Genomic DNA, 24,959 nt, shown 5'->3' with positions numbered 1-24,959 from the left:
GGAATGAAAGTAGCAATTTTTTCAACGTGTGTTGTTGACTTAATGTTTCCTGAAGTAGGGAAAGCTATGGTAGAAGTACTAGAACGTTTTGGCTGTGATTGTTACCTACCAGGTGATCAAATTTGTTGTGGGCAGCCAACTTATAATAGTGGGTATAGTAAAGCAACTCAAAAAGTCTTTCATAACGAGATCGATGCTCTATTGAGTATTGATGCCGACTATATCGTAGGCCCCGCTGGTTCTTGTGTGGCGATGTTGCGGGAATATCCAGAACTCTTAAAGGACGATCCTGAATATGCCGACAAGGCCCGTGAAGTTGCGGCAAAATCTTACGAATTCTCACAATTTCTTTGGCGGATCCTTGGCGTGGAAAATGCCGGGGCTGAGCTGAATGCCAAAGCAACTTACCACCGTTCTTGCCATATGACACGGTTATTAGGCGAATCTGAAGCGCCTTATGCCTTATTGGATCATGTCAAAGGGCTAGAAATGATTCCGCTGGAAAATGCGCATGATTGCTGTGGCTTTGGCGGTACTTTCTCTGCCAAAGAACCGGAAATGTCTCAATTAATGGTTACTGAAAAGGTTCGGCATATCGTCGATACCGGTGCAGAAGTATTGGTCAGTTGTGATATGGGCTGCTTGATGAATATTGGCGGTCGTTTCAACCGTGAAGGCAAGAAAATCAAGATCATGCATTTAGCCGAAGTTCTAAATTCCAATGTGGATGAAAGTCGGATAACTTACTTGAAACATGCACCAGTTAAATAGCAGGGGAGTGTAAAATAATGGGCATTAAAACAAGTGATAAACCAATGATCGAACGGGTCAAAGAATCTGAACAAGATAAATTTATGCAAGCCTCCGTTGCTAAAGCTCAAGATGCACAACACATTAAACGTGAAGATTCACGTGCCTTGCTAGGCAACTGGGAACAATGGCGTGAATTAGGCGAACAAATCCGGCAACGAGCATTGACCTACTTACCTGATTATTTGGAGCAGTTTAGTGATAACGTTGAAAAAAATGGTGGCGACGTTTTCTTTGCCAGCACAGAAGAAGACGCCGTTGACTATATTGAAAAAGTCGTTAAAGAAACAGGCGCCAAGCGTATCGTTAAGTCTAAATCAATGGTGACAACGGAAATTGATTTGGATAAGCGTTTATTGGCCTTAAATCAAGGACTTCAATTAATGGAAACCGACTTAGCCGAGTTCATTCTACAAGAAGATGATTGGGATGAACCAACGCATATCGTTTTTCCAACTTTGCATAAAAATCGGGATCAGGTACGTAAAGTTTTCATGAAACTTGGTTATGAAGGCGATAATGATCCGATGCACCTTGCCCGCTTTGCGCGGAAGTATTTACGTGAATACTTTTTACAAGCGGATCTAGGGATTACCGGGTGTAATTTTGCAGTTGCAGATAATGGGATGATCAATCTAGTTACCAATGAAGGTAACGCTGATCTGACGATGGCGATTCCAAAGACACAAATCGTTGTGATGGGTATGGAACGGATCGTACCGACCATGCAAGAAGCCGAAATTTTAGATAATATGTTATGTCGCAGTGCCGTTGGTCAGAAATTGACAAGTTATGTTACTTTTGCTGGACAACAGGTCGCCGGTGAAACAGATGGTCCTGAAAACTTCCATGTGGTTATTGTGGATAATAATCGTTCCCAAGCATTAGGCACAGAATTTCAGTCTATTCTGCAATGTATCCGCTGTGGTGCTTGTATGAATGTTTGTCCAGTTTACCGCCATATCGGTGGACATGGGTATGGTTCTATTTACCCTGGACCTTTGGGCGCTGTTTTATCCCCAATTCTTGGTGGTTATGAAGCCTTTTCTGATCTACCATTTGCTTCTAGTTTGTGTGGGGCTTGTACTGAAGTTTGTCCAGTAAAGATTCCGCTGCATGAATTATTGATCAAGCATCGGCGTATCATTACTGATCAACGCCATATGCAACATGGTTTAAATAATTTGGTCATGCAAGTGATCGGGATTGGGACCGGGTTCCCGTGGATCTTTAGATCAGCTGTTAAGTTTGCCCATACGGCTTTGAAACCAATGGCTAAAAAAGAACGTCGGACAGCAGATAACTTCATTCCAGATGATGGTTATTTGGATAAAGGACCATCACTGATGGGTGGTTGGACTGATGTTCGTGACTTACCTGTCCCACCGAAAGGCAAAGATCAGTTCCGGGTCTGGTTTAAAGACCATCGCCAAGAAAAAGCGCAACAAGCAGATCGAAAGGAGCAATAAGCATGACCATTTATAATCGAGAAGCCTTTTTAGATCATGTGGCCGAACGCCTCGGGACGCCAAGACATGAAGTGCATAAGCATCCTTTTATTCATCGCAATCAATTACCTGAAGAAACTTTGAGTGATTTGAACAGTGATGAGCTGTTAGATTTAGCTAAGACGACCAGTGAAGCATTACATGTGACGGTCAATATCACAAAGCAGGCTGATCTTGGTGCTGTACTAGATGAATATCTCAAACGTTTAGGTGATGGGCAGTTGATTTTGCCAACAAATTCAGCAGCTTTTTCCGATTATGCTCTGGATTCTTGGGTTGAAGCGGTAAGTGGTCAACGCACCGTAAAATATTGGGATCCTCAGGCTGATCGGGAAACAAATTTGGCAACGGCACAAGATTCATTAGTCGCCATTGGCTTTGCCGACTATCTATTAGCAGAGTCGGGTACGATCACTGTACCAACGACACCAGGTCAAGGCCGTGCCTTTAACTTTTTGCCAACCCATTATTTAAGTATTGTAAAGCGTAGCCACATTTTACCGCGCTCCACGCAAGCCACGAAACTCTATGATCAACGCTTAAAATCAGGTGAATTAAAAACTTCTAATATTAACTATATCTCTGGACCGTCTAATTCCGGGGATATTGAAATGGTTCTTATTGTTGGTGTTCACGGACCGTTAGATATGACTTATGTCATTGTAGATGACCGTTAAATTTAATGAAGCTAGCAAAATAATGGTTGCCGACTAAAGCTAACAGTTATTATGAAAATGATAAAAAGGATAGTGAGACAAAAGGCACCCAGCGCCTGAGCACCAACGAGAATTACGAAAAATGGTGGACTTTCCATTTGAATCATTCGTCGTTGCGTGAGGGCGTTGCCTTTTAGGACACGTTTAAGATACAATCGTTCGTGAAATAATCGGGGCCGTAGACAAGACATTAGTTTTGTCCCGGTCCCTTTTTGTTCGAGAAAAATTTAGTTCATGCTCAGTCACTGATCACTCTTTGTCACACTCTGATATTTTGCGTTTTTAGTTCAGAAAGTTTAGAATGTTAAAAATTAGATTTTGATTAAATTATGATATTGAATACAGGAGGTTGGGACATTGGATTATGAATTATGGCAAGAACTTGGGTTGACTTTTGCAGATTTATGGCAAGCCACAGGAATCGAAGTTGAGGAACATCGGGTACAAAAATCAGGCTGTTTAAGTCGTCATGAGTATCCTAATATTTTTGGGAGTCGTAATTTTCATCCAATGTTACAATCCGATTTTGGTGAATCACAGATGGAATTAGTTACGCTGCCGCAACCTAATTTGACGGCAGCCATGTCATTTTTAGATGTTTTACAGGCTGTGGTTCAGCGGCAATTGAACGCAGATGAAGTGATTTGGCCATTGAGCTTGCCCCCACATTTATCCGATGACGATAAACAATTTGTGACCACACATTTTGGCCGCCCTAAATACCAGCAGTATCGGGATTATTTACTGAAAAATTATGGGATAGAACAAGAACTTATTACCGGAATTCATGTGAATATTAGTTTGAATGAAGTTTTGCTGGAAAAACTTTTTAAGCAGGCTAAGTTGCCGAATAGCCATTTCGTATCTTATAAAAATCATACTTATTTCCACGTGGCACAATTCTTATCGTTGCATCGTTACTTGCTAACTTATTTCTTCGGGGCTTCACCAATATCTGAAAACCAATATTGGCGTATTCCAGAGCACATTCATTATCCAGTACGTAGTTTGCGATCCAGTACCTATGGCTTTGAAAACACGGCTGATAAGCGGATCGGATATATCTCCTTGCACGACCAGATCAATGCGATCGAACATCAAATCGCTAAGCGCCGTTACTTTTCCGAGCATGAATTTTATGGGCCAGTACGGGTTAAAAGTAAAGGTGACTTCCGGGCTGTATTTAAAAATGGCATCGATTACTTGGAATTGCGTATGTTTGATCTAAATCCTTTCGAGCCCAATCATTTGAGCTTAGATGCCCTGAATTTTGTACGTTTATTGATCGCACAAAGTTTGTTTACAGCGGCACCTAAAGACATGAACCAGGCTTACGCGGCGGCAATGGCTTTAAACGAAAAAGTGGCTTTGACTGATCCAAGTAAAAAAATACCGCAATTTATCGCTTGGGCGCAGCGAGATTTCAAGTTGCTTTATCAGACTTGTGAACGTTTGGGATTACCTGATTATTTTAAACATTTACTGGATCGTTTAAGCAAACAGCTAGATGATCCACAAGACACATTGGGCTACCAAGTTGCTGCCCAAATTCAAAATAATAGTTTGGAAAATTTTGGGCTGACACAAGGTCAAAAGTTTAAAATGTACTATGCTGGCGCGAACGCGAAAACATGGCCATTTTTATTTTTGAAAGACACGTTGAATTTATCGCAGCAGTTGGTATTACAACAGGCCATCATTCATGGTTTTAAAGTCAATTGGCAGGTACACCGGGTTATGGTTCAATTCGGTAAGGAGTTTCATTTGTATGATGGCGATTGGATCCGAACACCGCAAGCTGCTGATCAGTGGTTACAAACTAAATTCCGCACGCTAAGGCCTGATCCCGATCAAGCGCGTACTTTTGGAGGCATAAAATGAAACCTAGAATTGCGATCGTGGTTAGTCAATATGAATATTCTGAAACGGTTTTTCATCACCATTCAGCTAGTTTTGTCCCCCAATTTTATTTGAATGCCATCGCGGCTGTAGGTGGCTTGCCTGTTTTATTGCCCTTGACTAATTTAGCAGACGTTCGAGATTACGTATCACTATTCGACGGTTTTTTGTTAGTTGGTGGTCAAGATGTGTCGCCCAATTTGTATGGTGAAGAGCCATTACCCAAGATTTCACAAACAGATTTGAATCGGGATAAGTTCGAGATGTCTCTGGTACAAATGGTGCGTCATACCAATAAACCCTTGCTTGGCGTTTGTCGTGGGTTACAAGTGTTGAATGTGGCTTTTGGTGGTACCTTATATCAAGATTTAAGCTACCGCAAGCACGTTACCTATAAGCACGTGCAAGAGCCGACAGATGATCGTTTACCGACGCATTATGTGTATCAAACTAAGGCGTCATTTTTGAGCCAGATTTTTGGCGAGAAGGTATTTGTAAACTCGCTGCATCATCAAGCTATTAAAGCTTTAGGCGATGATCTGGTCACATTGAGTCGCAGTTCAGATGATTTGATCGAAGGTATTCAAAGCAGAAATCATCAATTTTTTGCGGTGCAGTGGCATCCTGAAATGTTGATCGATTATGATCGGCGTAATTTGGCCATCTTTGGTCGCTTAATTGAACGTGCGAATCAACTTAAATAAGAAAATCGGTACATCTAGCATTTCTTCGCAATTCTGGTTAGTGCCCAGGTGCTGAGGGTCTTTTGTCTCACGCTCATACGCGTTAATTTTGATGCTGATTTGTTTGATTTTAGGTGACTTGATTTTTGTAATCGAATTCATTTTTATTCCGCTGTATTTTCGGTATAATAATAGGTATCAATCCTCGGAGGAGGGGTATTTTGAAAAAATCTGGGGTCATTCTGGTCAATCTGGGGACACCAGAATCAACAACAGTAGCCGATGTGCGGTTATTTCTGCGTCAATTTTTGAGTGACCCACGCGTTATTGATTTACCACGATTGCTTTGGTGGCCGGTTTTACACGGTGTGATTTTACCGTTTCGAGCTAAGAAATCAGCACAGATGTATGCCCAAATTTGGGATGAAGCTCGGTTTGGTGGGTCACCATTGCTGTATTATACTAAGCAGCAAACAGAAAATTTAGGTCAACGCCTACCTGATACATTGGTCCGTTATGCGATGAGCTATTCCCAACCTACGATTGAAACAGTGTTACAAGAAATGATTGCTGCACAGGTGACCGAGTTGACACTTATTCCCATGTATCCTCAGTTTTCGGGTACAACTGTGGGCTCGGTAATGGATACGGTTATGGCATTCTTTCGAGGTAAGGCGCATTTACCTAACTTGCACCTAATATCTGATTTTTATGATGACCCGGGCTATATTCAAGTCTTAGCTGATTCAATTCAAACGGTCCTTGATGCACATCCTGACATTCAGCAGGTCTTGTTCTCTTATCATGGCGTGCCCAAGCGCTATATTGATCAATTGCAAGATCCTTATTATGACCAATGTCATGTGACCACAGAGTTGACAATGGAACGCTTAGACCATGCGGTACCTTATCAGATGACGTTTCAATCTAAATTTGGCTCTGGTCAATGGCTCACACCAGCGACGATTGATACCATTCAAGCATTGCCTCAAGCTGGTATCACGAATGTAGCCGTCGTGACCCCAAGTTTTACAGCTGATTGTTTAGAGACACTTTATGAAATTGGCCATGAGAATCAGCGCGTATTTAAAGCAAATGGCGGCACCAACTTTACGTTGATCCCACCACTTAATGATCAAGATGCTTTTATAGATTTTTTAGCTGAACTCGTTCGTAAAAATTCAACGGCCTAGAGGTAAAATTAAGCCGATTGCAAAAGTAACTACTAATGCCAAAGTTGAAATAAATAAATTTTTAACCGCAAAAATAAAGGTCTCTTTTTTAACTTGTTTGGCTAATAGTTTTTTAGTGTTTTTAATAATGATTGGTAAGGTTAACAAGGTCAGCAGGGTCATTAAAGGTAAAATATTCAGAATCACTGCTAGGATCAAAGTCGCATAGCCGACGACAATCAAAGCGACATAGAATTGTAGACTATGGGGCACACCAATATAATAAACAATCGTTTTGCGCCCTAATTGAATATCTTCTTCAGCATCACAGAAATTATTGGCTAGCAGTAAACTTGCAATCATACAGATGGCTAATCCTGAAGCTAACAAGACCGGCCAGATAAACGCCCAATTAAACGTGATCCGGTCATAAACATTGATATAGACCGCAATTAAAGTGATCATGAAACCCATGGTAAAGCCGGAAAAGAATTCACCAAAGGGTGTTGAAGAAATGGGCCGTGGTCCAGCGGCGTAAAACCAGCCCACCGCAAAACACCACATGCCAAGCCACAATAAAGGCAAGCCAACTTTAGCTACAATCAGTAGACCGATAATACCAGCAATACCCATCATGCTTAAAGTCAAATATTTAATTTTATTAGGATCAAGATGATTGACACCAATAATATTTGTCTTTTTACGGTATTCACGGGCTTTTGTCGCATGAACATAATCCTGATAATTATCATGCGCATCCACCGCCATATTAAAAAGAAACATGGCAATGAAGAATAACACTAATAATACCGGATGAAGGCTATGGTAATGATACCAGGCAAAAAAAGTACCTAATAAAAATGGAAAAACACTCGCAGTTTTTGCTTTGATTTCTACAAGCTCTAAAAAAACACTTAACGACACAAAAACATTTCCTTTCTGGTTAATTTTTAGTTAATATTAAAGTACCATAAATTCGTCGAAAAAACAGATTTCATAAAGAGGTAAGTTCGTGATTTCAATTAATCCCATGTGGACTACTTTTCCAGCGCTGCATGATGAACTCGTGCAAGTGGAAAAGGTGATCCAAGATAATATACAGTTGCGTAACAAGCAAATAGAAGCTGCCTTAGTTGAGCTCACGTCAGGTGGCGGTAAACTGGTTCGACCGGCTTTTTTGTTACTATTTTCAGTTTTTGGTTCTAAACGTGATGTCACGCAATTGACCAAAAGTGCGGCGGCCATGGAAATTTTACATTTGGCGACATTGATCCACGACGATGTAATCGATGATTCGCCGTTACGTCGGGGTGTGCCGACGATCCACACCCATTATGGCCAGCGTAATGCGATTTATGCCGGTGATTACCTGTTTACAATTTACTTTGAGTTGATCAATGAAACGGCGCGTAACCGTGAGGATGTTCATTTGAATGCCTTATTAATGCGGCGCATTTTGTTAGGTGAGTTAGATCAGATGCGTTTTGATTTTAAAACGGGCATGACGCTTAAAGATTATTTACGGGAGATCGATGGTAAAACGGCCGCTTTGTTCCAATTGAGCTGTGAGTTTGGTGCACGTTTGACAGATGCACCGCAACAAATTCAAAAGACCGCTCGTCGGATCGGTCATAATATCGGCATGGCTTTCCAAATTTTAGATGATATTTTAGATTATACTAAGTCTGCTGATGAAATTTTAAAACCGGCGGGTGAAGATCTACGTTCAGAAACTTATTCCGTGCCATTATTATTTGCAGCCCGCAATTATCCTGAGCTACCGCAATTATTGCAGGCACCAATGACTGAAGCGCATGTTAATGAATTAGTTCAGCTCGTCGCTGAATATGGGGTGCCTGATGCTAAGCAATTGGCTAATGATTATACGCAAAAAGCACTGCAACAAATTGAAACCTTGCCAAATTCCGGGAATAAGGCCATTTTGAAAGACTTAACAGAAGCATTACTGGCACGGTCATTTTGAAAGTATTCCGGACTTAAGAACTTACAAGTCATTTTATTTGTGCTATGATGTTGCCTGATTAAGGAGGCGTCATTATGGATCGCTTTGATTATCGGACCGTTGAAAAACAAGAATATACGCATGCAACGCGGCCAGCAGTGGTTATTTTGAATGAACGTAATTATATTACCTTTCGTGGTGCTGGTAAATTTAGTGTTACCGATACTCAATTTATGCGTCAGGTTAATGTCATGTATGATTTAGCAACCGAGATTCGTCAGGCTGCCCAGATGAGTAAACAACTTGATTGGTTTCGGGACTATGTGCCCTATCCACTGAACAGCTTTTGGGATGGGTTTGGTGGTTATTTGCTGATGATCAAACAACCCAATTTTACCGTACCAGAACTTTTAACAACGGCTAAGGCAAACTTAGCGGCTAAGTATCCGTCAGAATTATTACAACAGGTGAATTTTGAACGTTTGGCGGAAGGCACAAAAGTCCAATCATTTAATGCTGGCCCAGTAGTACCTGGTAATGATACGTTTCAGCGCTTAGATACTTTTATAAAACAACACAAGGCTAGACGACTGAATCAAGGCCATCGAGAAGTCTACTTGCGCCAATTGACCTTAGGGATGCCGCCAACTGAACTCGAGGTGCTTGTGCGGTATCAAATTGCCATTTCCAACAAAATATTAGCAAGTGATCGGTTTTTAGTCACGACAAATTAAGCCAAAAGAGCCCTATATTGTTAGACAAATAGTCTAGCAACATAGGGCTTTTAATATACAGACATTTATGCCGTCTAGAAAATATTAACCTCTATCCATTTCAAATAATTGCTTAAAGTGGGCGTTGTGCTGATAAAGATCGTTAGGCTTGCCTTGCATTTCAATATCACCTTCAGTTAGGAAGACGACTTGGTCGACAAGTTCAATACCTTGGAGATGGTGGGTGATCCACACGATGGTTTTATCATGCAGCAGCTTGAAGAATGTTTCTAGTAGTTCCTGTTCGGTAATTGGATCTAAGCCCACCGTAGGTTCATCTAGCAAAACAATCGGCGCGTCCTGAAGCAAGATTCGGGCTAGTGCGATACGTTCCCGTTCCCCACCAGAAAAACGATTGCCTGCTTCTTCAACAACGGTATCGTATTTATCTGGTAATGATTCAATCAGATCTTTGAGCTGGACTTTTTCTAGCACCGCCTTGACCTCAGCGTCACTAGCCTGTTCATTGCCCATGCGGACATTATTCATGATACTCGTGTTGAATAAAAATGGACTCTGATTCAGTACTGAGAATAGTTGGGCCCGTTCGTTTTGTAAAGCTAGCACATTTGTATCATTCACTAGAATTTCGCCGGATTGAGGGGTGAGATCGCCTAAGATGAGCTGTAGTAAGGTGGTTTTACCAGTACCACTTGGGCCCAATACCGCCATTTTTTCACCACGTTTTAAAGTTTGATTAAAGTCTTTGATCAAAACGGGAGAGTCCGCATCATACTCAAATTGAAGCTGTTTCAAAGTGAGTTGCTGAAAGTCTTTAGGATCAAGTGTTTGTTGTGCTGGTAAGGTACGTGGCTTCGGGGCTAAGTCATTCAAGCGTTGAATTGAATCTGCATATAGTGGTAATTCGTCAAAACCGGTACTGATAGGGATAAAAGCATCAGACAGTGGAAAGATTGCGAGCACAAAGGCGCTGACGAAGTTCGCCTGAGCTTGTGAACCGGTTAAATGTAAATTGGTAAAGATGATCAAGGCAATCGCCATGCCTAAGAAAACGATTTGTAAGATGAAATCCCGCGTCCAGCCAAAGTGTTTGCTTTTAAGTTGAGATTGGCGTAACTGTTTTAAGGCAGGTTTGGGCCGCTGAATAAAATCTTGATGACGACCAGAGATAACCCAATCAGACGCACCCATGACGTTATCGGTTAGATCAACGTATAGTGCATTATTAATCGCTTTTTGGTGATAACGGCGAGCGCCTTCCACGTTTACAGAAATAAGAGGAATTAAGAAGATTTCTACGAAAAATAGCAGTAACATCAATAGCCCGAAGCGCCAGTCAAAACTACCTAAGAGAATAATGACTAGTAAACCAATTAAATAACCGACGATCGTGGGAAAAACCGTCCGTAAATAAAGATTTTGTAAATGACCTAAATCATCTGCTAAGATGCCAAGAATATCACCAGTCCGATGATGCTCTTCAAAAAAGGCCGCATCTTTTTCTAAAACATGGTAGAGGCGTCGTCTGAGATCTGAGGTCACTTTGAGCACCCAATTGTGACTACGTAGACGTTCTAAGTATTTGAATACTGGCCGTCCGATCCCAAAAGCACGTGTCAGAACCACGGCCGCATAGATCATCAAGATATTGTACGGATGTGTAGCGGATCGATCGATGATATAACCAGATGTGAACATTAACGCAGCGGCACAAATAGCAGTCAGAACGCCAAAAAATAGCGATAAAAATAATAACTTTTTGTATCGTTTCAAGTAAGGCTTGACCCAGGTATCATGCGCCATCAAATTTTTGAAATGTTTCATAAAGTCACCCGCTTTCGCATATGTTCTGTTAATGCTTTAAATTCACCGTTGGGCTGCTGGGCTAATTCTGCCACGGGGCCTTGTTGGACAATTTGACCATCTTTCATAACGATGACGTAATCCATTTCTTTTAACCAGTGTAAACGGTGAGTTGCGAATAAAACGAGATGATCTTTAAATAAAGGCTTCATCGTTTCCTTTAAGGCATATTCCGTTTCGATATCTAAATGCGCAGTTGGTTCATCAAACATTAGAATGCGGCGGTCTTGGTCTAGAAAAGCACGGGCTAAAGCAATCCGTTGGGCTTGACCACCACTGATGCCACGGCCGCCTTCACCGACTTTAGTAGCTAGACCATCTTTGAGGGAGGCCACAAAATCGGCAAGACCCGCTTTGACCACGGCTGCTTGGACCTCAGCTTCAGTAGCTTCAGGGCGATAGAATTTAATGTTTGCAGCAATGGTATCGGCAAATAAATAAGGAAATTGCGGAATAAAACTAAATTGTTTTTGCCAGTTGGCTTGGCTTAAATGGGGCAGTGCTTGGCCGTTTAAGGTAAAGTTATCTGTTTGAGATTGCGTTTTGAGCATTGGGGTTAAGAAGCCACCTAGTGTATTTAAGAGGGTCGACTTACCGGATCCACTCATCCCAATAATTGCTACTTTTTGATAACCGTGCAATGTAAAACTAATGTCCTTTAAATCAATTTGATAGGCATTATCGGGATTGTATTGCAGATTAAAGTGATTTGCAGTTAAAGTGCTATTGGCATCCCAATGAAAACTATCAGAAACTAGTTCCCGATTTTGAATCGTTGGTTGATCTAAAATATCTAAAATATCACCTAAGGCATTCTTGCCATCTAAAGTAGCATGATAGTCATTGCCAAAGTCGCGAATCGGTAAGAAAAATTCAGGGGCCAAAATCAAAGAAACCAATGCCGGAAAGAGCGGCATCGAACCATTGATCAGTGCCAATCCTAAAAACAAGGCCAATAGCGCAATGGATAAAGTTGTGAACCAGTCCAATGCAAAGGTCGATAAAATAGCAATTCTCAAGGTATCCATGGTACTGCGGCGATAATCTTCACTAACTTCATAAACGTTGGTTTCATAACGTTTGGATAGGCCTAGAAATTTTAAAGTGGCTAAGCCACGCAAAGAATCAACGAAATGATTAGACAGTTTGATAAAACCAGCATACTGGCGATCGGCTTTATCTTGAGCCGCAAACCCTAAAATAATCATAAATAAAATCACGACGGGAAAGACGATTGTTAAGATAATACCTGAGCGGACACTTTGCCAGTAGATATAAATAATGACTAAAAAAGGAATGATCATCATATCAAAAATTTTAGCAAAAATAAGGTTGAAATAATTATAAACATTATTGATGCCATCTAAAGCCACAGTTACCAACTTACCGGTCCCAGTCTGGGCGATTTGATTGGCACCCGTGACATAAACTTGATCTAACAAGCGGTCACGTAATAGATTGCTTGTGTGATCCGCATAGTGATCTAAAATGATATTTTTAAGCCATACACAGACATGACGCAGCAAAAATGCGCCACCGAATAGTATGATTGCTGTGGTTAAGGTAGCTAATGGTTTCATCTGCCATGAATTGACTAAAGCCCGTGTTAAAAAATGAGCTTGGCAAATGATTGCAATACCTTGAATACCGGTCAAGATCGTGACCCATATCAGCGTTAAGGTCAGACCGGGTAATTTAAATAAACGCTTATCGATCATATATTCCACCAGTTTCTCTGTATATTATGGTTTAGAAGCGGCAGGCGTAAAACTGAATTAAACGGCCACTTGTTACGTACTTACACCATACGTTTTTTATTATAGAAGACTTTATGCCTTTGGTTAATCCCGTGCGAATAATTTTAGTTTAAACGTGTGCCAAAGGGCAATGGCCTCCCCTAAAGCTCCTATATTTATTTCACGCTCTTAAATTTAAATCATTTAGATATAGAAAGAGACTGGGCACAAGACGTTAGTTTTGTCCCAGTCTCACACTAAAATTGATAACCGATTTTAGTTTTGATGACTATTAGATGTACGCATCTTAATCAGCTGTTTTAACACGCCGTTTGAATAAGAAGAATGTCCAAATGAAGTAGATCAACATGATTGGTAATAAAATGCAAGCAACAATCGTCATGATCGTCAAAGTATAAGGTGAAGCAGCAGCATCTTTGATCAATAGACTGTGTGCTGGATTATTTGCAATTAAGACGCGTGGGAATAATCCGTTGAACAATAGGATCACAATACTGCCTAAAGTTAAACCGGAAGTAATGAAACTTAAACCTTCTTTATTGCTATATGCACCCCACATAGATAAAGCAGAGAACAAGACAATTAAGATCAAGATGGCCCAAGTTGACATTGGCCGTAATTTCATAAAGTCTGTGTAAATGGCTAATAAAATGACGAAAACAATTTCACCAGCAAATAAAACGAAATACAACTTTTCAGCTAAACTTCTAGCCCGGTCGCGCATGTTACCATCGATCTTTAACCGTGTATAATTTAAGCCATGAATGAGGCAGAGCAAGGTCACTGCTACACCACCAACGATTGATAATAAGTTGACATTATCCGTAAAGCCAGCATAAATATCGCCATGACTGTCCATCGGAAGGCCTTGAATCAAGCTTGTAAACATCATACCTAGTAAGAACGGTGCAATGGTACTGCCAATGAATAAAGCCCAATACCAGAAATGGCGTGCACTGATTGAGTCAGCATTAGCTGAAAATTCAAAAGAAACTCCACGGAAAATCAAAGCTGCTAAAACGAGGAATAGCAGAATGTAATAACCAGAAAAGAGACTGGCGTACCAAAGTGGGAAAGAAGCAAACATAGCCCCACCAGCAGTGATCAACCAAACTTCATTACCATCCCAATGGGGACCAATCGTTGCCATTAATGCTTCACGTTCAGCATCGTTTCTAGCTAATAGGCGCGTTGACATGCCTACCCCAAAGTCAAAGCCTTCAAGGAAGAAGAAGCCAATGAACAAGACACAAATCAAAATAAACCATAATAGTTGCAATCCAGTCATGATTGAAACGCCTCCTTGCTAAATGGGTCAGTCTTCTTTGATGCGTCACCATTATCATAACCCGCTGATTCTAGATCGTCTGGACCTTTGATCATTAGTTTTCTAGAGTAGAAGACCATAATTGAACCCATCAAGGAGAACATTAAGAAGTACACGATATTCGTGAACCATAATTGCCCAGCGGTTGTGGTTGGTGAAACCCCATCGGCAATCGTTTGTAACCCATAAACTAACCAAGGGTAACGACCAAATTCAGTTACAAACCAACCAGTCGAATTGACAACAAATGGGCAGTAAGTTGCGATACCTAATAACCATAACAACCAGCGTTTGTTTTCAATACTATCTTTACCAGGCCGAGTATAAGCAAGTCCAAGAATAGATAGGATCAATGTGACCACTGCGCCAGCAGCCATGATTCTGAAGCTCCAAAAGACAGTTTTAACTGGTACATAATAATTCATATCAGCACCAAACTTTTTGTCATACTTAGCATGTAATTCTTGGTTAAGCGTATTCATACCCTTAACGCCACCAGATAACTTATGATACGTTAAAATACTAAGTACTCTAGGAATTTCAATGGAATGAGTTACTTTATGGTTCTTAGTATCGATCAAAGCAACCGCTGTCCAGGGTGCTGGATCTTTAGTATCCTCGTAAATACCCTCAGTTGCAGCAAATTTCATTGGCTGATCTTTAACGACTTGTTGTGTTTGCAAGTCACCTGTAATAATTGCACCGAAAGAGGCAATCAAAACGACCCAAAGACCGACGCGCATTGATTGCTTATAGAAATCGGCATTTTTCTTGCGTAAAACGCCAAATGCTGCAATACCAACAGTAGCTACGGAAGCAGTCAAAATTGCACCTACAATAACGTGTGGAAATACACGCCAAAGTTGGGGATTAGCAACAATCGCACCAAAATCAGTCATCCGAACACGACCTGTTGCTTGATTGATTTCGAAGCCAGTTGGATGCTGCATGAAACTATTAGCGGCTAAGATCCAAATTGCTGATAGCATTGAACCTAGCATCGTTAACCAAATGAAAATGACGTGAATACCTGGTTTGAAACGATTCCAGGTAAACATCCAAACACCGATGAACACGGATTCCATGAAGAATGCCAGCAGTGCTTCGATAGCCAGTGGTGCGCCAAAGATGTCGCCCATAAAGCGAGAATAATTAGACCAATTCATCCCGAATTGGAATTCTTGAATAATACCAGTTACGACACCGACAGCGAAACTTAGTAAGAAAATGTTACCCCAAAACTTGGCCATTTTCTTATAAACTGGCTTTTTTGTGTGGACGTAAGCGGTTTCCATAATTGCGACGACAAGCGCCATGCCAATGGAAAACGGCACAAAAAAGAAATGGAACACTGTGGTCATAGCGAATTGCCAACGTGCAAGCGACAAAACGCCAATACTCATTAGTGCCATAAAAAAACCTCCCCTAGTGAAGAAAATAATAAAGTTATATTCAATAACCACTTTTATTGTAGACAGAAACCGTTTTAATAGCAACTAGTAATTGCTATAAACAGCGTAAAAATTTTATCTACTATTTATTATAAGTTTTGCGTACTGATTTTTCGTTATTTTTGGTGGTCTATACGCACTATCGATGGGTTATGCTAAGATATTAAGCAGAGGTGATTTTTTGACTCAGGCAAATGAGCTGTTGACCCTAGATGAACAGCATTTTTTTAAAATGACTTATCGTAAAAATAAGCGTAGTGGCTGGGGCACTTTTTGGCTTTGGCTGCTGCTTGGTTGGTTTGGCGGCCATCATTATTATCTTCGCCAGTATAAAGTTGGGTTCGCTATGTCGGCTGTTGCAATCATCGCTATTGCCGTTGGCTGGTTTACTTGGTATCTTCTATTACTGATTAATCTTATTTGGTGGCTTTATGATGGGTGCCATTTAAAAGCGTGGGTAGCACAAACAAATGCGGCAACGCGTCAACAATGTATACATACGATCCAAGAACGCAGACGGCAATTTCAATATAATGAGGTGTAATAATGAATCAGATTCCTAGTGTACTTTTAGCAAATGGCAAATCAATGCCACAATTAGGCTTAGGTGTTTTTAAGGTCAATCAGGCCAGTGACGTGAAACAAGCCGTTAAATGGGCTTTAGAAGCAGGCTATCGTTCGATCGATACTGCCATGATCTATCATAATGAGCAGTGGGTGGGGGAAGCCATTGCCGAAAGTGGCATCCCTCGAGAGGAGTTATTTATTACTTCAAAATTGTGGAATGCTGATCGAGGTTATGATCAGACTAAACGAGCTTTTCAAGAAACTCTAAATCGGCTGCAGTTAGACTATTTGGATCTTTATTTGATTCACTGGCCTGCACCAGGCTATGTGGAAAGCTGGCAGGCGATGGAAGAGCTTTATGGCTTAGATAAGATCAAAGCCATTGGTGTTTCTAACTTTGAAATTAGTCATTTAAAAAACTTGATGGCACAAACAGCCATCAAGCCCATGGTTGATCAGGTAGAAACGCACCCTTATTTTCAGCAAAAAGCACTTCATCAGTTTTTAAAAGAAAATGATATTTTTCATGAAGCTTGGGGGCCTCTAGGTCAAGGCCAAGCAAATTTACTACAAGATGCCGTCTTGAATGAATTGGCCGAAAAACATCAAAAAACAGTGGCCCAGATCATCATTCGTTGGCATATTCAACGTGATGAAATCGTCATTCCTAAATCCATTCACCAAAATCGTATCATTGAGAATGCAAATGTCTTTGATTTTAAGCTGACGGCCGAAGAAATGAACCAAATCGCAGTTATTGATAAAAATCAACGGCATAGTCATGATCCTAATGATATAGATTGGTTAAAAGGAACCATGACGACACACTGATCAATTATGATGAGCGTGAGATAAAATTAAATTTTAAACGCGTTCAAAAAGGCAACACTCTTTATCTCACTCTCAATTATTATGAGATTCTTGTTTGATGTCATTGATCATTTTCACGAGACGTGTCACGTTTTCAGCTTGCGTGTGGCCATGTGTGTAAAAAATATGGTCAGTGATCTGTAGATCTGAATACGTACTTAAAAAGTTCTCGGTCAACTCATTATAGATACCTTGTTTTAATAAGGTATTTTTAGAGATTTCAAGGTCTTTTGAAGGTAACATCAAAATCAAAACGGTTTGATTTGCGGCAACGACTTTTTGCAATTGCTCAATTTCGGCTGGTGTTGGGGAAACAATAAAACTAGCACCAAGATCAAATAAGTGATTATCTTTTGCTGGCAAGATTTCTTCGATTGTCTTGATCGCGAATGGTTTCCAGTATTTAAAAAGGGCAACCATATCATTTTGACGACTATACTGTTCAGCTTGACGAGGGTCATAGCCATATTTTGTAAAGTATTGGCTGCGAGCAGCATCTAAAGAATAGTAACGTAAATTTGTTTGTTTGGCAGCTGCTTTGCCTAAAACGGTTTTACCAACGCCGTGTGGTCCGATCAATGCGATATTCATCTCGCACCTCCATCATTCATTTACTATCTATATGGTACCGATAATTTAGAGTCATGACAAACAAAAAAGCTGTGCGGTAATTAGCCGCACAGCTTTTTCATAAGGTTTAGAAAAGGTAGGTTACTACCTAACTTCAATTCACTTTTGGGAGGAAGTAAATGAAATGTTTTATTTTCTAAAATTAAGCTATCAGGTCGGGTATCCTTCAAGCTATGAGTTAATCATAAAATTAAAATGTGAACAAAGTATGAATAAATCATGGTTATTTTCAAAAATTTAAATACTCCGATCAGTGGATTCATCACTGATTTTACCTAATTCAACTTGAATCGTGGTATGGCTGAGATCAAATTGTGAGGTTAGTTGCGAATCAAGGGCTTTAATGAAGGTATTGTTATCTTCCAATGTGGTACGACAAATGTGCGCAGTCAAGGCATTCTCAGTAGTACTCAATGCCCATATATGCAGGTCGTGCACATTTGAAACGGTATCTTTAGCTTGAATAATTTGTTTGACCTGCTCGAGGTCAATATCTTTCGGGACCGCATCTAGAGAAAGGTTAACAGCATCGCGTAACAAGCCCCAAGTCCCTAGTAAAACGATCAGAGCAATCAGTAAACTGACAACCGGATCTAGCCAAAACCAATTTGTCATTTTCATGACGATAGCGGCTAAAACAACGCCAACTGAGACACCAGCATCTGCAGCCATGTGCAAAAAGGCACCTTTAACATTTAAATCGGATTTTTGATCATGACGGAATAATAAGGCCGTAAAGCCATTGATAAATATCCCAATCGTTGCCACAATGATCACATCAAGTTCGGCGACTGGTTGTGGATTCTGCAGCCGTTGAATGGCCTCAACCACAATACCGCCAATAGCGACCAGTAAAAAAACGGCGTTGAATAAAGCGGCTAAGATGGAACTACGCTTATAGCCGTAAGTCATTTGATCAGTTCGTGCACGCCGGCTTAAAATGATAGCAACCCAGGAAACTAGCAACCCTAAAACGTCACTCAAATTATGGCCTGCATCGGCAATCAAGGCCAAAGCATTGGCTGCAAAACCAAAGCCACCCTCAATGATGACAAACGCAATATTTAGAATAATACCGACTTTAAAAGCTCGATTAATAGTTGAAACATTGGTACTATGATGATGTTCGTGCATAATACATGCCTCCCATTTCATATGAATAACCGCTCATATGTTTCCTATATTCTAACATGAACAGGATAGATTAACAACAGGAAGTGCTTACAAAATGACAAATTATTATGCAGACGCGATACATGCGTGGACAACCGATGGTACTCAGCCCCCACTTTGGTTGGCAACCCAAAATGCGGGAGTGTTTTGGCGGAACCAAGCCCCTAGTTCGGTCAAGAAACAGGTTATTACTCAGTTAACGTCCCTTGAAGTACAAGCTTTATTACAAGACTCACGTAAGGATTGGTATGAAACTTTAGTGCAATATGCGTTAAATCAAAAAACGATTTTTGATTTTTGGCAGACAAAAACGCATGATCACGGACGTGAACATGCGCAGAGGGTACTAAAACTAAGTGTTCTGCTAAGTATTATGCAGCAGGTTTCATTAAAGGATAGTTTGATACTCTATCTCAGTGCGATTTTTCATGATATTGGGCGCATAAATGATCAAATTGATCCAAAACATGGTGCGCTGGGGACGGCACGTTTATTAAATCACTACAAAATCACCCCGCCGCTAACAGCAACAAAATTAAAGCGATTCACTAAAGCTTTTGCTTTACAGTCCATGGTTCTCTTGAATTCTCAAGCAGTTTTACCCATGCCTGAATTAAATACCAACGACAGCCATGTGCTATTGGATTTGATCACCTATCATTCACTGCCAGCAGCGGCAGCCGAACAAGCTTTTGCGCATTATAACGATCGCGCGCAGCAGCGCCGATTTAAACTATTGGCGTTACTTGAAGATGCTGATGCTTTAGAACGTGTTCGATTTAAGGGCGATCTTGATATTGACTATTTGCGTACACCGGCAGCACTACGCTTGATTGATCAAGCATCAATACCTTATCGATGAATAAGTACAATTAACAAATTCATATTAATATATATTAATATAACAGTAGAATTGGGCGATCGTTAAGTGCTTGGATTTGACGATTGTTTTCCGGAAATAATTGTTTGAAAGTAGCTAATTGTTTCGGCGCAATCGTTAGTGGCGTGGCGGCCACGTACCATTCGATACCCTCAATAACCGGTGGTGTTGTCAGCGAACCGATATAGTGATAATAACTGGCAGCGTCAAACCAGTCCGTTAGTTGGATCGGTGTTGGTAATTTAAGCTGTTTATCAGGTTGAGGTAGGTTTAGTAAGATATTATCTAAAGTGGCATCAGCAGCGCCCACATTGAAAAGTAACGCAATAACAGCTTTTTGACCATTAATAAATTCATGAACAAGGTGAAGTTCTAAGTCAAATTGGTGACCGTCTAGCAGGTGTTCACTAGGATGATGAAAATGACCTTCTATGAAGCGGGCTTCGCGCTTTTGTAAAGTTGCAGTACCATCGCCTTTAAGGGAAAGTTTACCGTCTGGCCGCCGAATCATCTTAATTTGATAATGCACAAAGTCGGGCAAATCTTCTACTGGCTGAGCTAAGTGATGTTCAATATCGATCGGAGATTGCATTTGTCCACTGACGATGGGCCAGTCGTTTTGAGTTTCATAGTTAAACATAATATTCGCCTCATTTTTGTTAGTCATAGATATGGTTATTTTTTATTTTACCGCAACTAAAGGTTAGAAAGCTTTATAAAAATAAAATTATAGATTGTACGCTATTATATTGTATTCGGTTGCAATCCCACAAAGCTTTAATAATCTGCTAATATTAGGACTAAGATAAATTGAGAAAGATTCTCAATTAGAAGGTGATGCCATGACATTTTTTGCTGGACAAAATTTAACGATCAATTACGGAACGCACACGATTATTAAGCAGATGAACGTCACTTTCCCTAAAGGCGAGGTCATTGGATTGATCGGACCAAATGGTAGTGGTAAATCAACTTTGCTAGGTGCGCTTTCCGGTTTTCATAAATTAAAAACAGGGCGCGTCATTCTGGAAGATCATGAGTTACATCAGTTTAGCGCGAAAAAGCGAGCCCAGCTTTTAGCCTGTTTGCCGCAAAACCCTCAAGCTCCTGGAGATATTACGGTTCGTGACTTGGTAGGTTATGGGCGTTATGCCTATCAACATCGCTGGACAACTGATCACGAAGCTGATCACAAAGCTGTTCAACGGGCGATGGTGAATGCGAATATTCAAGAATTTGCGGATACGCCCATTGCAGATCTATCAGGTGGCCAGCGGCAGCGTGCTTTTATTGCGATGACTTTAGCTCAAGACAGCGAGATTTTGTTGTTAGATGAACCGACAACTTTTCTGGATCTACCACATCAACTAGAAATATTGAAGTTGGTCCGCGTTTTGAACCGCGAATTGCACAAAACAATCATTATTGTCCTGCATGATTTAAATCAAGCAGCCCGATTTTGTGATAATTTGGTTTGTCTCAAACAAGGGACGATTGCTTATCAAGGCCGACCTCAAGATGTTTTTACGGCGCAGATGTTGGCGGACGTTTTCCATGTCCGTGCCAAAGTGACCATGGATCCTAAAGCACACTGTCCGTTATTATTGACTTACGACACAATTTGAGGCTTGTCAATGCGCAAAAATCGAAATTATTTCTTAATCAGTCTTTGTATTTTAGGATTGTTACTTTTTATGAATAGCTTATTGCTTGGGGTTCACAATTACGCCCTAAGTGATTTTTTTGCAAGTCAGTCACAAAATTTTGCTATTATTTGGCAGTTGCGCTTGCCGCGGGTATTAGCGGCAGCCATTGTGGGCGCATTATTAGCACTCGCAGGGAAGCTTTTGCAAACCGTTTCAAATAATCCAATTGCCGATCCTTCGCTGTTGGGTATCAATAGCGGGGCTAATTTAGCTTTGATTTGTGGGACGATTTTAGGAGTGCCTTTTACACTTTTCTGGCGCGTTAGTTTGGCTTTTCTGGGTGCTTTTTTGACTTTTTTGATCGTTTTCTTACTGTCAATGACGCGCCGAGGTTTAAGTCCCACCCGTTTAATTTTAAGTGGGACAATTTTTTCAGGATTTTTAAATGGCATCGCTTACGGTATTAGTATTTTAACTAAATCCAGTCAACGATTCCGTAATTTTTTGGTGGGCGGTTTTTCTGGAGTGGACTGTAAACAAATGTGGCTCTTATTGATTTTATTGCTCATCATTTTGGGATTAACCATTTACTTTGCCCGGGACATTACAATTATTGGTCTAAATGATCAGTTAAGTCAGGGCCTAGGCAGCCGCATCGTGCTCATCCGCAGTGTTGCAGTTATAATTGTTGTTTTAGCAACTTCTGGCAGTGTCGCTGTTGGTGGCAATATTGCTTTTATTGGTCTGGGTATACCACATTTGGTACATTATTTTGATAAACGCGATTTTAAACATGTATATCTTGAAATTATGTGTTTTGGCTCAGTTTTCTTGATGTTTTGTGATTTATTGGCGCGTTTGTTGGCCCGGCCATTTGAATTACCCTTGGGCGGCTTATCAGCGATTTTAGGTGGCGGCTTTTTAATTTGGTATGTGTATCGTCAAAGTGAGGCGGTGGTAGCGTAATGATCACAGCTAAAAAACATCGCTTTATTTTCTGGATCTTTATTCTAAGTGTCTTTTTTTTGGGTGTCAGTCTTCTGAGTGTTGCTACTGGAGAGGTAAGTCTCACGCCACTGCAGTTAGGGCGGGCTCTTTTAAACCAAAGTTCGGCCCAAAATGAATTGATCCTATGGCAATTTCGGGCGCCGCATATTGTGATGAGTATTATTGTTGGCGGCAGTTTAGCCATGAGTGGGGCTGTGTTTCAGCGCTTGACGAACAATGATTTGGCTGATTCGAGTATACTAGGCATTAATGCTGGGGCTAGTTTAGGAGCAGTTTTGTTTTTAGGCTTGACACAGCTTGGGGTATCTTTAAGTCAAAATATTTGGTTACCAGTTTGCGCTCTAATTGGCGCATTGTTGACTGCTGGATTAGTTTTTAAAATTAGCCAAGACCAGTCGCCATTGCGGTTATTATTGAGTGGTGTGGCTGTGGGCACGCTGCTTAATGGGTTGATTTTGTTGATTCAGTTGCAAGTTTCTCAAGATGATTTTGACAAAGTGCTGGTGTGGCTATCAGGGAGTTTCTGGAATTTAGATTGGCCTTACATGCTGATATTAGGGCTTATTGGCTGTTTATTGTTGCCCTTTGGTCTATTAGCCTTACATAATTCTGATCTAATTTTACTAGGCCGGCGAAATGCGATGAGTTTAGGGCTAGATTATGATCATAAACGCCGGCAATTATTGATTTTTGCCATTGCCTTAGCCGGGATCGGTGTGGCTGGTGGTGGTGCGATCAGTTTTGTAGGATTAATGGCGCCCCATATTGCACGGTTATTGATCGGCAATAAAGCAAAATACAATTTGCCATTGACTATTTTAGTCGGCATCAATGTATTACTTCTGGCCGATTTTGTCGCCAGTCATTTATTTGCGCCGAGTGAGTTGCCAGTTGGGTTAGTCGTTGCTATGATCACAGTACCGTATTTTATTGTTTTGATGTTAAAAACAACACGTTAGGAGTTTAATATAGATGAAACAACAACTGAAGTATATTTTTGGTGGGTTTGTAATTGGAGTAGTCGTTTTGTTTAGTTTGATTAGTTTTGGGGGCGGAAAGGTGCAGGCTGCTAGCAGCGGCACACACACATTCAAGGCTGCTAATGGCAGTATTAAAGTCCCTGATCACCCCAAACGGATCGTTGTACGGACGTACATGGGGCAAGTGCTTGCACTTAAAGGTAACGTTGTTGGTGCGACTAAGTGGGATTTGGGTAATCCTTTTATTAGTTCGGCAGTGCGTCATAAGATCAAAGACGTTGGTACACCGATGAATGCTGAGGCGGTTTTAAAGCTAAAACCGGATCTAATTATTACGGATACAGAAGCCGATGTTAAAAGCATGTCTAAAATTGCGCCAACTGTTTTGCTGCCATATACAAAAATGCGCAATATCAATGCGGTAACCACTCGATTTGGCCAATTATTAAATAAACAAAAAGAAGCGAAAGCTTGGCAAAAGAAGTTTAAACAACAGGCAGCTAAAGACCGCCAACGTTTGGATAAGGCGGGTATTGCTAAGGACAAGACTGTCGGCATTTATGAATTACAAGACGGGAAAATGTACGTATTTGGGACTAATTTTGGCCGCGGGGGTCAGGCATTGACAACTGGACTAAATTTTACCTTACCGAAAAAAGTGGCAGAGGTAGATAAAGGCGCTGGATTCAAGCAAGTCTCAATCGAAGCATTGCCGCAATATGATGCAGATTATATGTTTTTTACGAACTATAGCAGTAAGGGCAGCGGCAGCCAGGAATTAAAAGATTTAAAAGCTAATCCCGTTTGGAAAAAACTACCCGCGGTGAAACAAGGACACGTGATCCAGCTGCCGTTCCAGAAAATGTATTATTATGATCCCTATGCGACCATGGGACAATTGAAACTTGTGACGGATGCTTTACTTAAAGCTGGCAAATAGCTGGGATGTTCAGCTGCTAAAAGTCTTTCGGTTCATTTTGAAAGGTGAACCATAAGCATTATTAAAAAAAGACAACAAAAAAAGCAACCTAGCTAGGCTGCTTTTTTTGTTAGGCCTTATTTAGTTTCAGTGAAGACCACGTGTTTACGCAATTTTGGAGAATATTTACGTAAAGATAAACGATCTGGTGTATTACGCTTATTCTTAGAAGTTAAGTAAATACGTTCACCAGATTCTTTGTGTTCCAAAATGATATTGTTACGCATCAGAATCGCTCCTTTATAATTGTCCTCTTAATAATTTACAGGATTGAATTTAAAAGTCAATGTGATTATTATACTCAAAAATAAAAAATAAATCAAAACACGAACATTAAAATCGT

The 24,959-nt window shown here is 40.6% G+C and carries 24 protein-coding genes; 15 read left to right on the top strand and 9 right to left on the bottom strand.

Going from position 1 to position 24,959, the window contains the following annotated elements; genetic code table 11:
• The first annotated feature begins 3 nt into the window (after positions 1-3).
• The 6 genes from FHQ08_RS02255 (at position 4) to hemH (ending at position 6,809) form a co-directional block, all read left to right on the top strand.
• Positions 4-771, top strand: coding sequence for a (Fe-S)-binding protein (locus FHQ08_RS02255; RefSeq protein ID WP_230912764.1), 768 nt, complete (start codon positions 4-6; stop codon positions 769-771).
• 17 nt (positions 772-788) lie between these two features.
• Positions 789-2,279: a LutB/LldF family L-lactate oxidation iron-sulfur protein gene (locus tag FHQ08_RS02250; RefSeq protein WP_230912763.1), complete on the top strand. Its 1,491-nt coding sequence runs from the start codon at positions 789-791 to the stop codon at positions 2,277-2,279.
• Positions 2,280-2,281: 2 nt separating this feature from the next.
• Positions 2,282-2,995 carry a LutC/YkgG family protein gene (locus FHQ08_RS02245; protein ID WP_230912762.1) on the top strand — a complete coding sequence of 238 codons (714 nt, stop codon included), beginning with the start codon at positions 2,282-2,284 and terminating at the stop codon, positions 2,993-2,995.
• 396 nt (positions 2,996-3,391) lie between these two features.
• Positions 3,392-4,915, top strand: a complete 1,524-nt coding sequence (locus FHQ08_RS02240) for a gamma-glutamylcysteine synthetase (RefSeq protein WP_230912761.1) — start codon at positions 3,392-3,394, stop codon at positions 4,913-4,915.
• Positions 4,912-5,637: a gamma-glutamyl-gamma-aminobutyrate hydrolase family protein gene (locus FHQ08_RS02235; RefSeq protein ID WP_230912760.1), complete on the top strand. Its 726-nt coding sequence runs from the start codon at positions 4,912-4,914 to the stop codon at positions 5,635-5,637. The genes FHQ08_RS02240 and FHQ08_RS02235 overlap by 4 nt, the downstream gene beginning before the upstream one ends.
• A 200-nt stretch (positions 5,638-5,837) precedes the next feature.
• On the top strand, positions 5,838-6,809 hold the full coding sequence (gene hemH, locus FHQ08_RS02230) for a ferrochelatase (RefSeq protein WP_230912759.1): 972 nt from the start codon (positions 5,838-5,840) through the stop codon (positions 6,807-6,809).
• Here the strand turns inward: hemH and FHQ08_RS02225 are convergent.
• Positions 6,798-7,712 carry a 1,4-dihydroxy-2-naphthoate polyprenyltransferase gene (locus tag FHQ08_RS02225; RefSeq protein ID WP_230912758.1) on the bottom strand — a complete coding sequence of 305 codons (915 nt, stop codon included), beginning with the start codon at positions 7,710-7,712 and terminating at the stop codon, positions 6,798-6,800. The two genes, hemH and FHQ08_RS02225, sit on opposite strands and share 12 nt — an antisense overlap.
• 88 nt (positions 7,713-7,800) lie before the next feature.
• On the opposite strand from FHQ08_RS02225, the gene FHQ08_RS02220 reads away from it, so the two are divergent.
• Positions 7,801-8,772 carry a polyprenyl synthetase family protein gene (locus tag FHQ08_RS02220; protein WP_230912757.1) on the top strand — a complete coding sequence of 324 codons (972 nt, stop codon included), beginning with the start codon at positions 7,801-7,803 and terminating at the stop codon, positions 8,770-8,772.
• 74 nt (positions 8,773-8,846) lie between these two features.
• On the top strand, positions 8,847-9,485 hold the full coding sequence (locus FHQ08_RS02215) for a hypothetical protein (protein ID WP_230912756.1): 639 nt from the start codon (positions 8,847-8,849) through the stop codon (positions 9,483-9,485).
• Between the two features lie 84 nt (positions 9,486-9,569).
• Here FHQ08_RS02215 and cydC read toward each other — a convergent pair whose 3' ends face one another.
• The 4 genes from cydC to FHQ08_RS02195 all read right to left on the bottom strand — a co-directional run bounded on the left by cydC (position 9,570) and on the right by FHQ08_RS02195 (position 15,844).
• Entirely contained in the window at positions 9,570-11,309 is a 1,740-nt protein-coding gene (cydC, locus tag FHQ08_RS02210; protein ID WP_230912755.1) for a thiol reductant ABC exporter subunit CydC, read from the bottom strand.
• Entirely contained in the window at positions 11,306-13,066 is a 1,761-nt protein-coding gene (cydD, locus tag FHQ08_RS02205; protein ID WP_230912754.1) for a thiol reductant ABC exporter subunit CydD, read from the bottom strand. Before cydD ends, cydC begins: the two co-directional genes overlap by 4 nt.
• 325 nt (positions 13,067-13,391) lie before the next feature.
• Positions 13,392-14,393: a cytochrome d ubiquinol oxidase subunit II gene (gene cydB / locus FHQ08_RS02200; protein ID WP_230912753.1), complete on the bottom strand. Its 1,002-nt coding sequence runs from the start codon at positions 14,391-14,393 to the stop codon at positions 13,392-13,394.
• Positions 14,390-15,844, bottom strand: a complete 1,455-nt coding sequence (locus tag FHQ08_RS02195) for a cytochrome ubiquinol oxidase subunit I (protein ID WP_230912752.1) — start codon at positions 15,842-15,844, stop codon at positions 14,390-14,392. The genes cydB and FHQ08_RS02195 overlap by 4 nt, the downstream gene beginning before the upstream one ends.
• A 220-nt stretch (positions 15,845-16,064) precedes the next feature.
• On the opposite strand from FHQ08_RS02195, the gene FHQ08_RS02190 reads away from it, so the two are divergent.
• Both FHQ08_RS02190 and FHQ08_RS02185 read left to right on the top strand, forming a co-directional pair.
• Entirely contained in the window at positions 16,065-16,427 is a 363-nt protein-coding gene (locus FHQ08_RS02190) for a TM2 domain-containing protein (RefSeq protein WP_230912751.1), read from the top strand.
• 2 nt (positions 16,428-16,429) lie between these two features.
• A complete protein-coding gene (locus FHQ08_RS02185; protein ID WP_230912750.1) occupies positions 16,430-17,281 on the top strand; it encodes an aldo/keto reductase in 852 nt (283 codons plus the stop codon).
• A 72-nt stretch (positions 17,282-17,353) separates the two neighbouring features.
• Here FHQ08_RS02185 and FHQ08_RS02180 read toward each other — a convergent pair whose 3' ends face one another.
• Positions 17,354-17,911, bottom strand: a complete 558-nt coding sequence (locus FHQ08_RS02180; RefSeq protein ID WP_230912749.1) for an AAA family ATPase — start codon at positions 17,909-17,911, stop codon at positions 17,354-17,356.
• A gap of 276 nt (positions 17,912-18,187) precedes the next feature.
• On the bottom strand, positions 18,188-19,084 hold the full coding sequence (locus FHQ08_RS02175; RefSeq protein WP_230912748.1) for a cation diffusion facilitator family transporter: 897 nt from the start codon (positions 19,082-19,084) through the stop codon (positions 18,188-18,190).
• 94 nt (positions 19,085-19,178) lie between these two features.
• On the opposite strand from FHQ08_RS02175, the gene FHQ08_RS02170 reads away from it, so the two are divergent.
• A complete protein-coding gene (locus tag FHQ08_RS02170) occupies positions 19,179-19,985 on the top strand; it encodes a hypothetical protein (RefSeq protein ID WP_230912747.1) in 807 nt (268 codons plus the stop codon).
• Between the two features lie 34 nt (positions 19,986-20,019).
• On the opposite strand, the gene FHQ08_RS02165 is transcribed toward FHQ08_RS02170, so the two are convergent.
• Positions 20,020-20,643: a carbonic anhydrase family protein gene (locus FHQ08_RS02165; protein WP_230912746.1), complete on the bottom strand. Its 624-nt coding sequence runs from the start codon at positions 20,641-20,643 to the stop codon at positions 20,020-20,022.
• Positions 20,644-20,845: 202 nt separating this feature from the next.
• Here FHQ08_RS02165 and FHQ08_RS02160 point away from each other — a divergent pair, with 202 nt between their 5' ends.
• Genes FHQ08_RS02160 through FHQ08_RS02145 form a run of 4 tightly spaced genes read left to right on the top strand, consistent with a single transcriptional unit; the run spans position 20,846 to position 24,577 of the window.
• Positions 20,846-21,628, top strand: a complete 783-nt coding sequence (locus tag FHQ08_RS02160) for an ABC transporter ATP-binding protein (RefSeq protein ID WP_230912745.1) — start codon at positions 20,846-20,848, stop codon at positions 21,626-21,628.
• Between the two features lie 9 nt (positions 21,629-21,637).
• On the top strand, positions 21,638-22,615 hold the full coding sequence (locus tag FHQ08_RS02155) for a FecCD family ABC transporter permease (protein WP_230912744.1): 978 nt from the start codon (positions 21,638-21,640) through the stop codon (positions 22,613-22,615).
• Positions 22,615-23,616, top strand: coding sequence for a FecCD family ABC transporter permease (locus FHQ08_RS02150; protein ID WP_230912743.1), 1,002 nt, complete (start codon positions 22,615-22,617; stop codon positions 23,614-23,616). Before FHQ08_RS02155 ends, FHQ08_RS02150 begins: the two co-directional genes overlap by 1 nt.
• Before the next feature lie 13 nt (positions 23,617-23,629).
• Positions 23,630-24,577: an iron-hydroxamate ABC transporter substrate-binding protein gene (locus tag FHQ08_RS02145; protein WP_230912742.1), complete on the top strand. Its 948-nt coding sequence runs from the start codon at positions 23,630-23,632 to the stop codon at positions 24,575-24,577.
• A gap of 116 nt (positions 24,578-24,693) precedes the next feature.
• Here FHQ08_RS02145 and rpmG read toward each other — a convergent pair whose 3' ends face one another.
• Positions 24,694-24,843, bottom strand: coding sequence for a 50S ribosomal protein L33 (gene rpmG / locus FHQ08_RS02140; RefSeq protein ID WP_230912741.1), 150 nt, complete (start codon positions 24,841-24,843; stop codon positions 24,694-24,696).
• Positions 24,844-24,959: the final 116 nt, after the last annotated feature.

It is taken from the genome of Agrilactobacillus fermenti (genome assembly GCF_021030645.1).
In the GTDB taxonomy this organism is placed as follows: Bacteria; Bacillota; Bacilli; order Lactobacillales; family Lactobacillaceae; genus Agrilactobacillus; species Agrilactobacillus fermenti.
The sequence above is the reverse complement of the archived record's forward strand: the minus strand, read 5'-3'. Positions and strand labels throughout refer to the sequence as shown.

Excerpts from the sequence above, each read along its gene's own strand:
- FHQ08_RS02195 (WP_230912752.1), bottom strand. The coding sequence starts at position 15,844 with ATGGCACTAATGAGTATTGGCGTTTTGTCGCTTGCACGTTGGCAATTC.
- cydB (WP_230912753.1), bottom strand. The coding sequence starts at position 14,393 with ATGACTGGATTGCAACTATTATGGTTTATTTTGATTTGTGTCTTGTTC.
- FHQ08_RS02180 (WP_230912749.1), bottom strand. The coding sequence starts at position 17,911 with ATGAATATCGCATTGATCGGACCACACGGCGTTGGTAAAACCGTTTTA.
- FHQ08_RS02165 (WP_230912746.1), bottom strand. The coding sequence starts at position 20,643 with ATGTTTAACTATGAAACTCAAAACGACTGGCCCATCGTCAGTGGACAA.
- FHQ08_RS02245 (WP_230912762.1), top strand. The coding sequence starts at position 2,282 with ATGACCATTTATAATCGAGAAGCCTTTTTAGATCATGTGGCCGAACGC.
- cydD (WP_230912754.1), bottom strand. The coding sequence starts at position 13,066 with ATGATCGATAAGCGTTTATTTAAATTACCCGGTCTGACCTTAACGCTG.
- FHQ08_RS02255 (WP_230912764.1), top strand. The coding sequence starts at position 4 with ATGAAAGTAGCAATTTTTTCAACGTGTGTTGTTGACTTAATGTTTCCT.
- rpmG (WP_230912741.1), bottom strand. The coding sequence starts at position 24,843 with ATGCGTAACAATATCATTTTGGAACACAAAGAATCTGGTGAACGTATT.
- cydC (WP_230912755.1), bottom strand. The coding sequence starts at position 11,309 with ATGAAACATTTCAAAAATTTGATGGCGCATGATACCTGGGTCAAGCCT.
- FHQ08_RS02160 (WP_230912745.1), top strand. The coding sequence starts at position 20,846 with ATGACATTTTTTGCTGGACAAAATTTAACGATCAATTACGGAACGCAC.
- FHQ08_RS02215 (WP_230912756.1), top strand. The coding sequence starts at position 8,847 with ATGGATCGCTTTGATTATCGGACCGTTGAAAAACAAGAATATACGCAT.
- FHQ08_RS02235 (WP_230912760.1), top strand. The coding sequence starts at position 4,912 with ATGAAACCTAGAATTGCGATCGTGGTTAGTCAATATGAATATTCTGAA.
- FHQ08_RS02145 (WP_230912742.1), top strand. The coding sequence starts at position 23,630 with ATGAAACAACAACTGAAGTATATTTTTGGTGGGTTTGTAATTGGAGTA.
- FHQ08_RS02170 (WP_230912747.1), top strand. The coding sequence starts at position 19,179 with ATGACAAATTATTATGCAGACGCGATACATGCGTGGACAACCGATGGT.
- FHQ08_RS02185 (WP_230912750.1), top strand. The coding sequence starts at position 16,430 with ATGAATCAGATTCCTAGTGTACTTTTAGCAAATGGCAAATCAATGCCA.
- FHQ08_RS02250 (WP_230912763.1), top strand. The coding sequence starts at position 789 with ATGGGCATTAAAACAAGTGATAAACCAATGATCGAACGGGTCAAAGAA.
- FHQ08_RS02155 (WP_230912744.1), top strand. The coding sequence starts at position 21,638 with ATGCGCAAAAATCGAAATTATTTCTTAATCAGTCTTTGTATTTTAGGA.
- FHQ08_RS02150 (WP_230912743.1), top strand. The coding sequence starts at position 22,615 with ATGATCACAGCTAAAAAACATCGCTTTATTTTCTGGATCTTTATTCTA.
- FHQ08_RS02175 (WP_230912748.1), bottom strand. The coding sequence starts at position 19,084 with ATGCACGAACATCATCATAGTACCAATGTTTCAACTATTAATCGAGCT.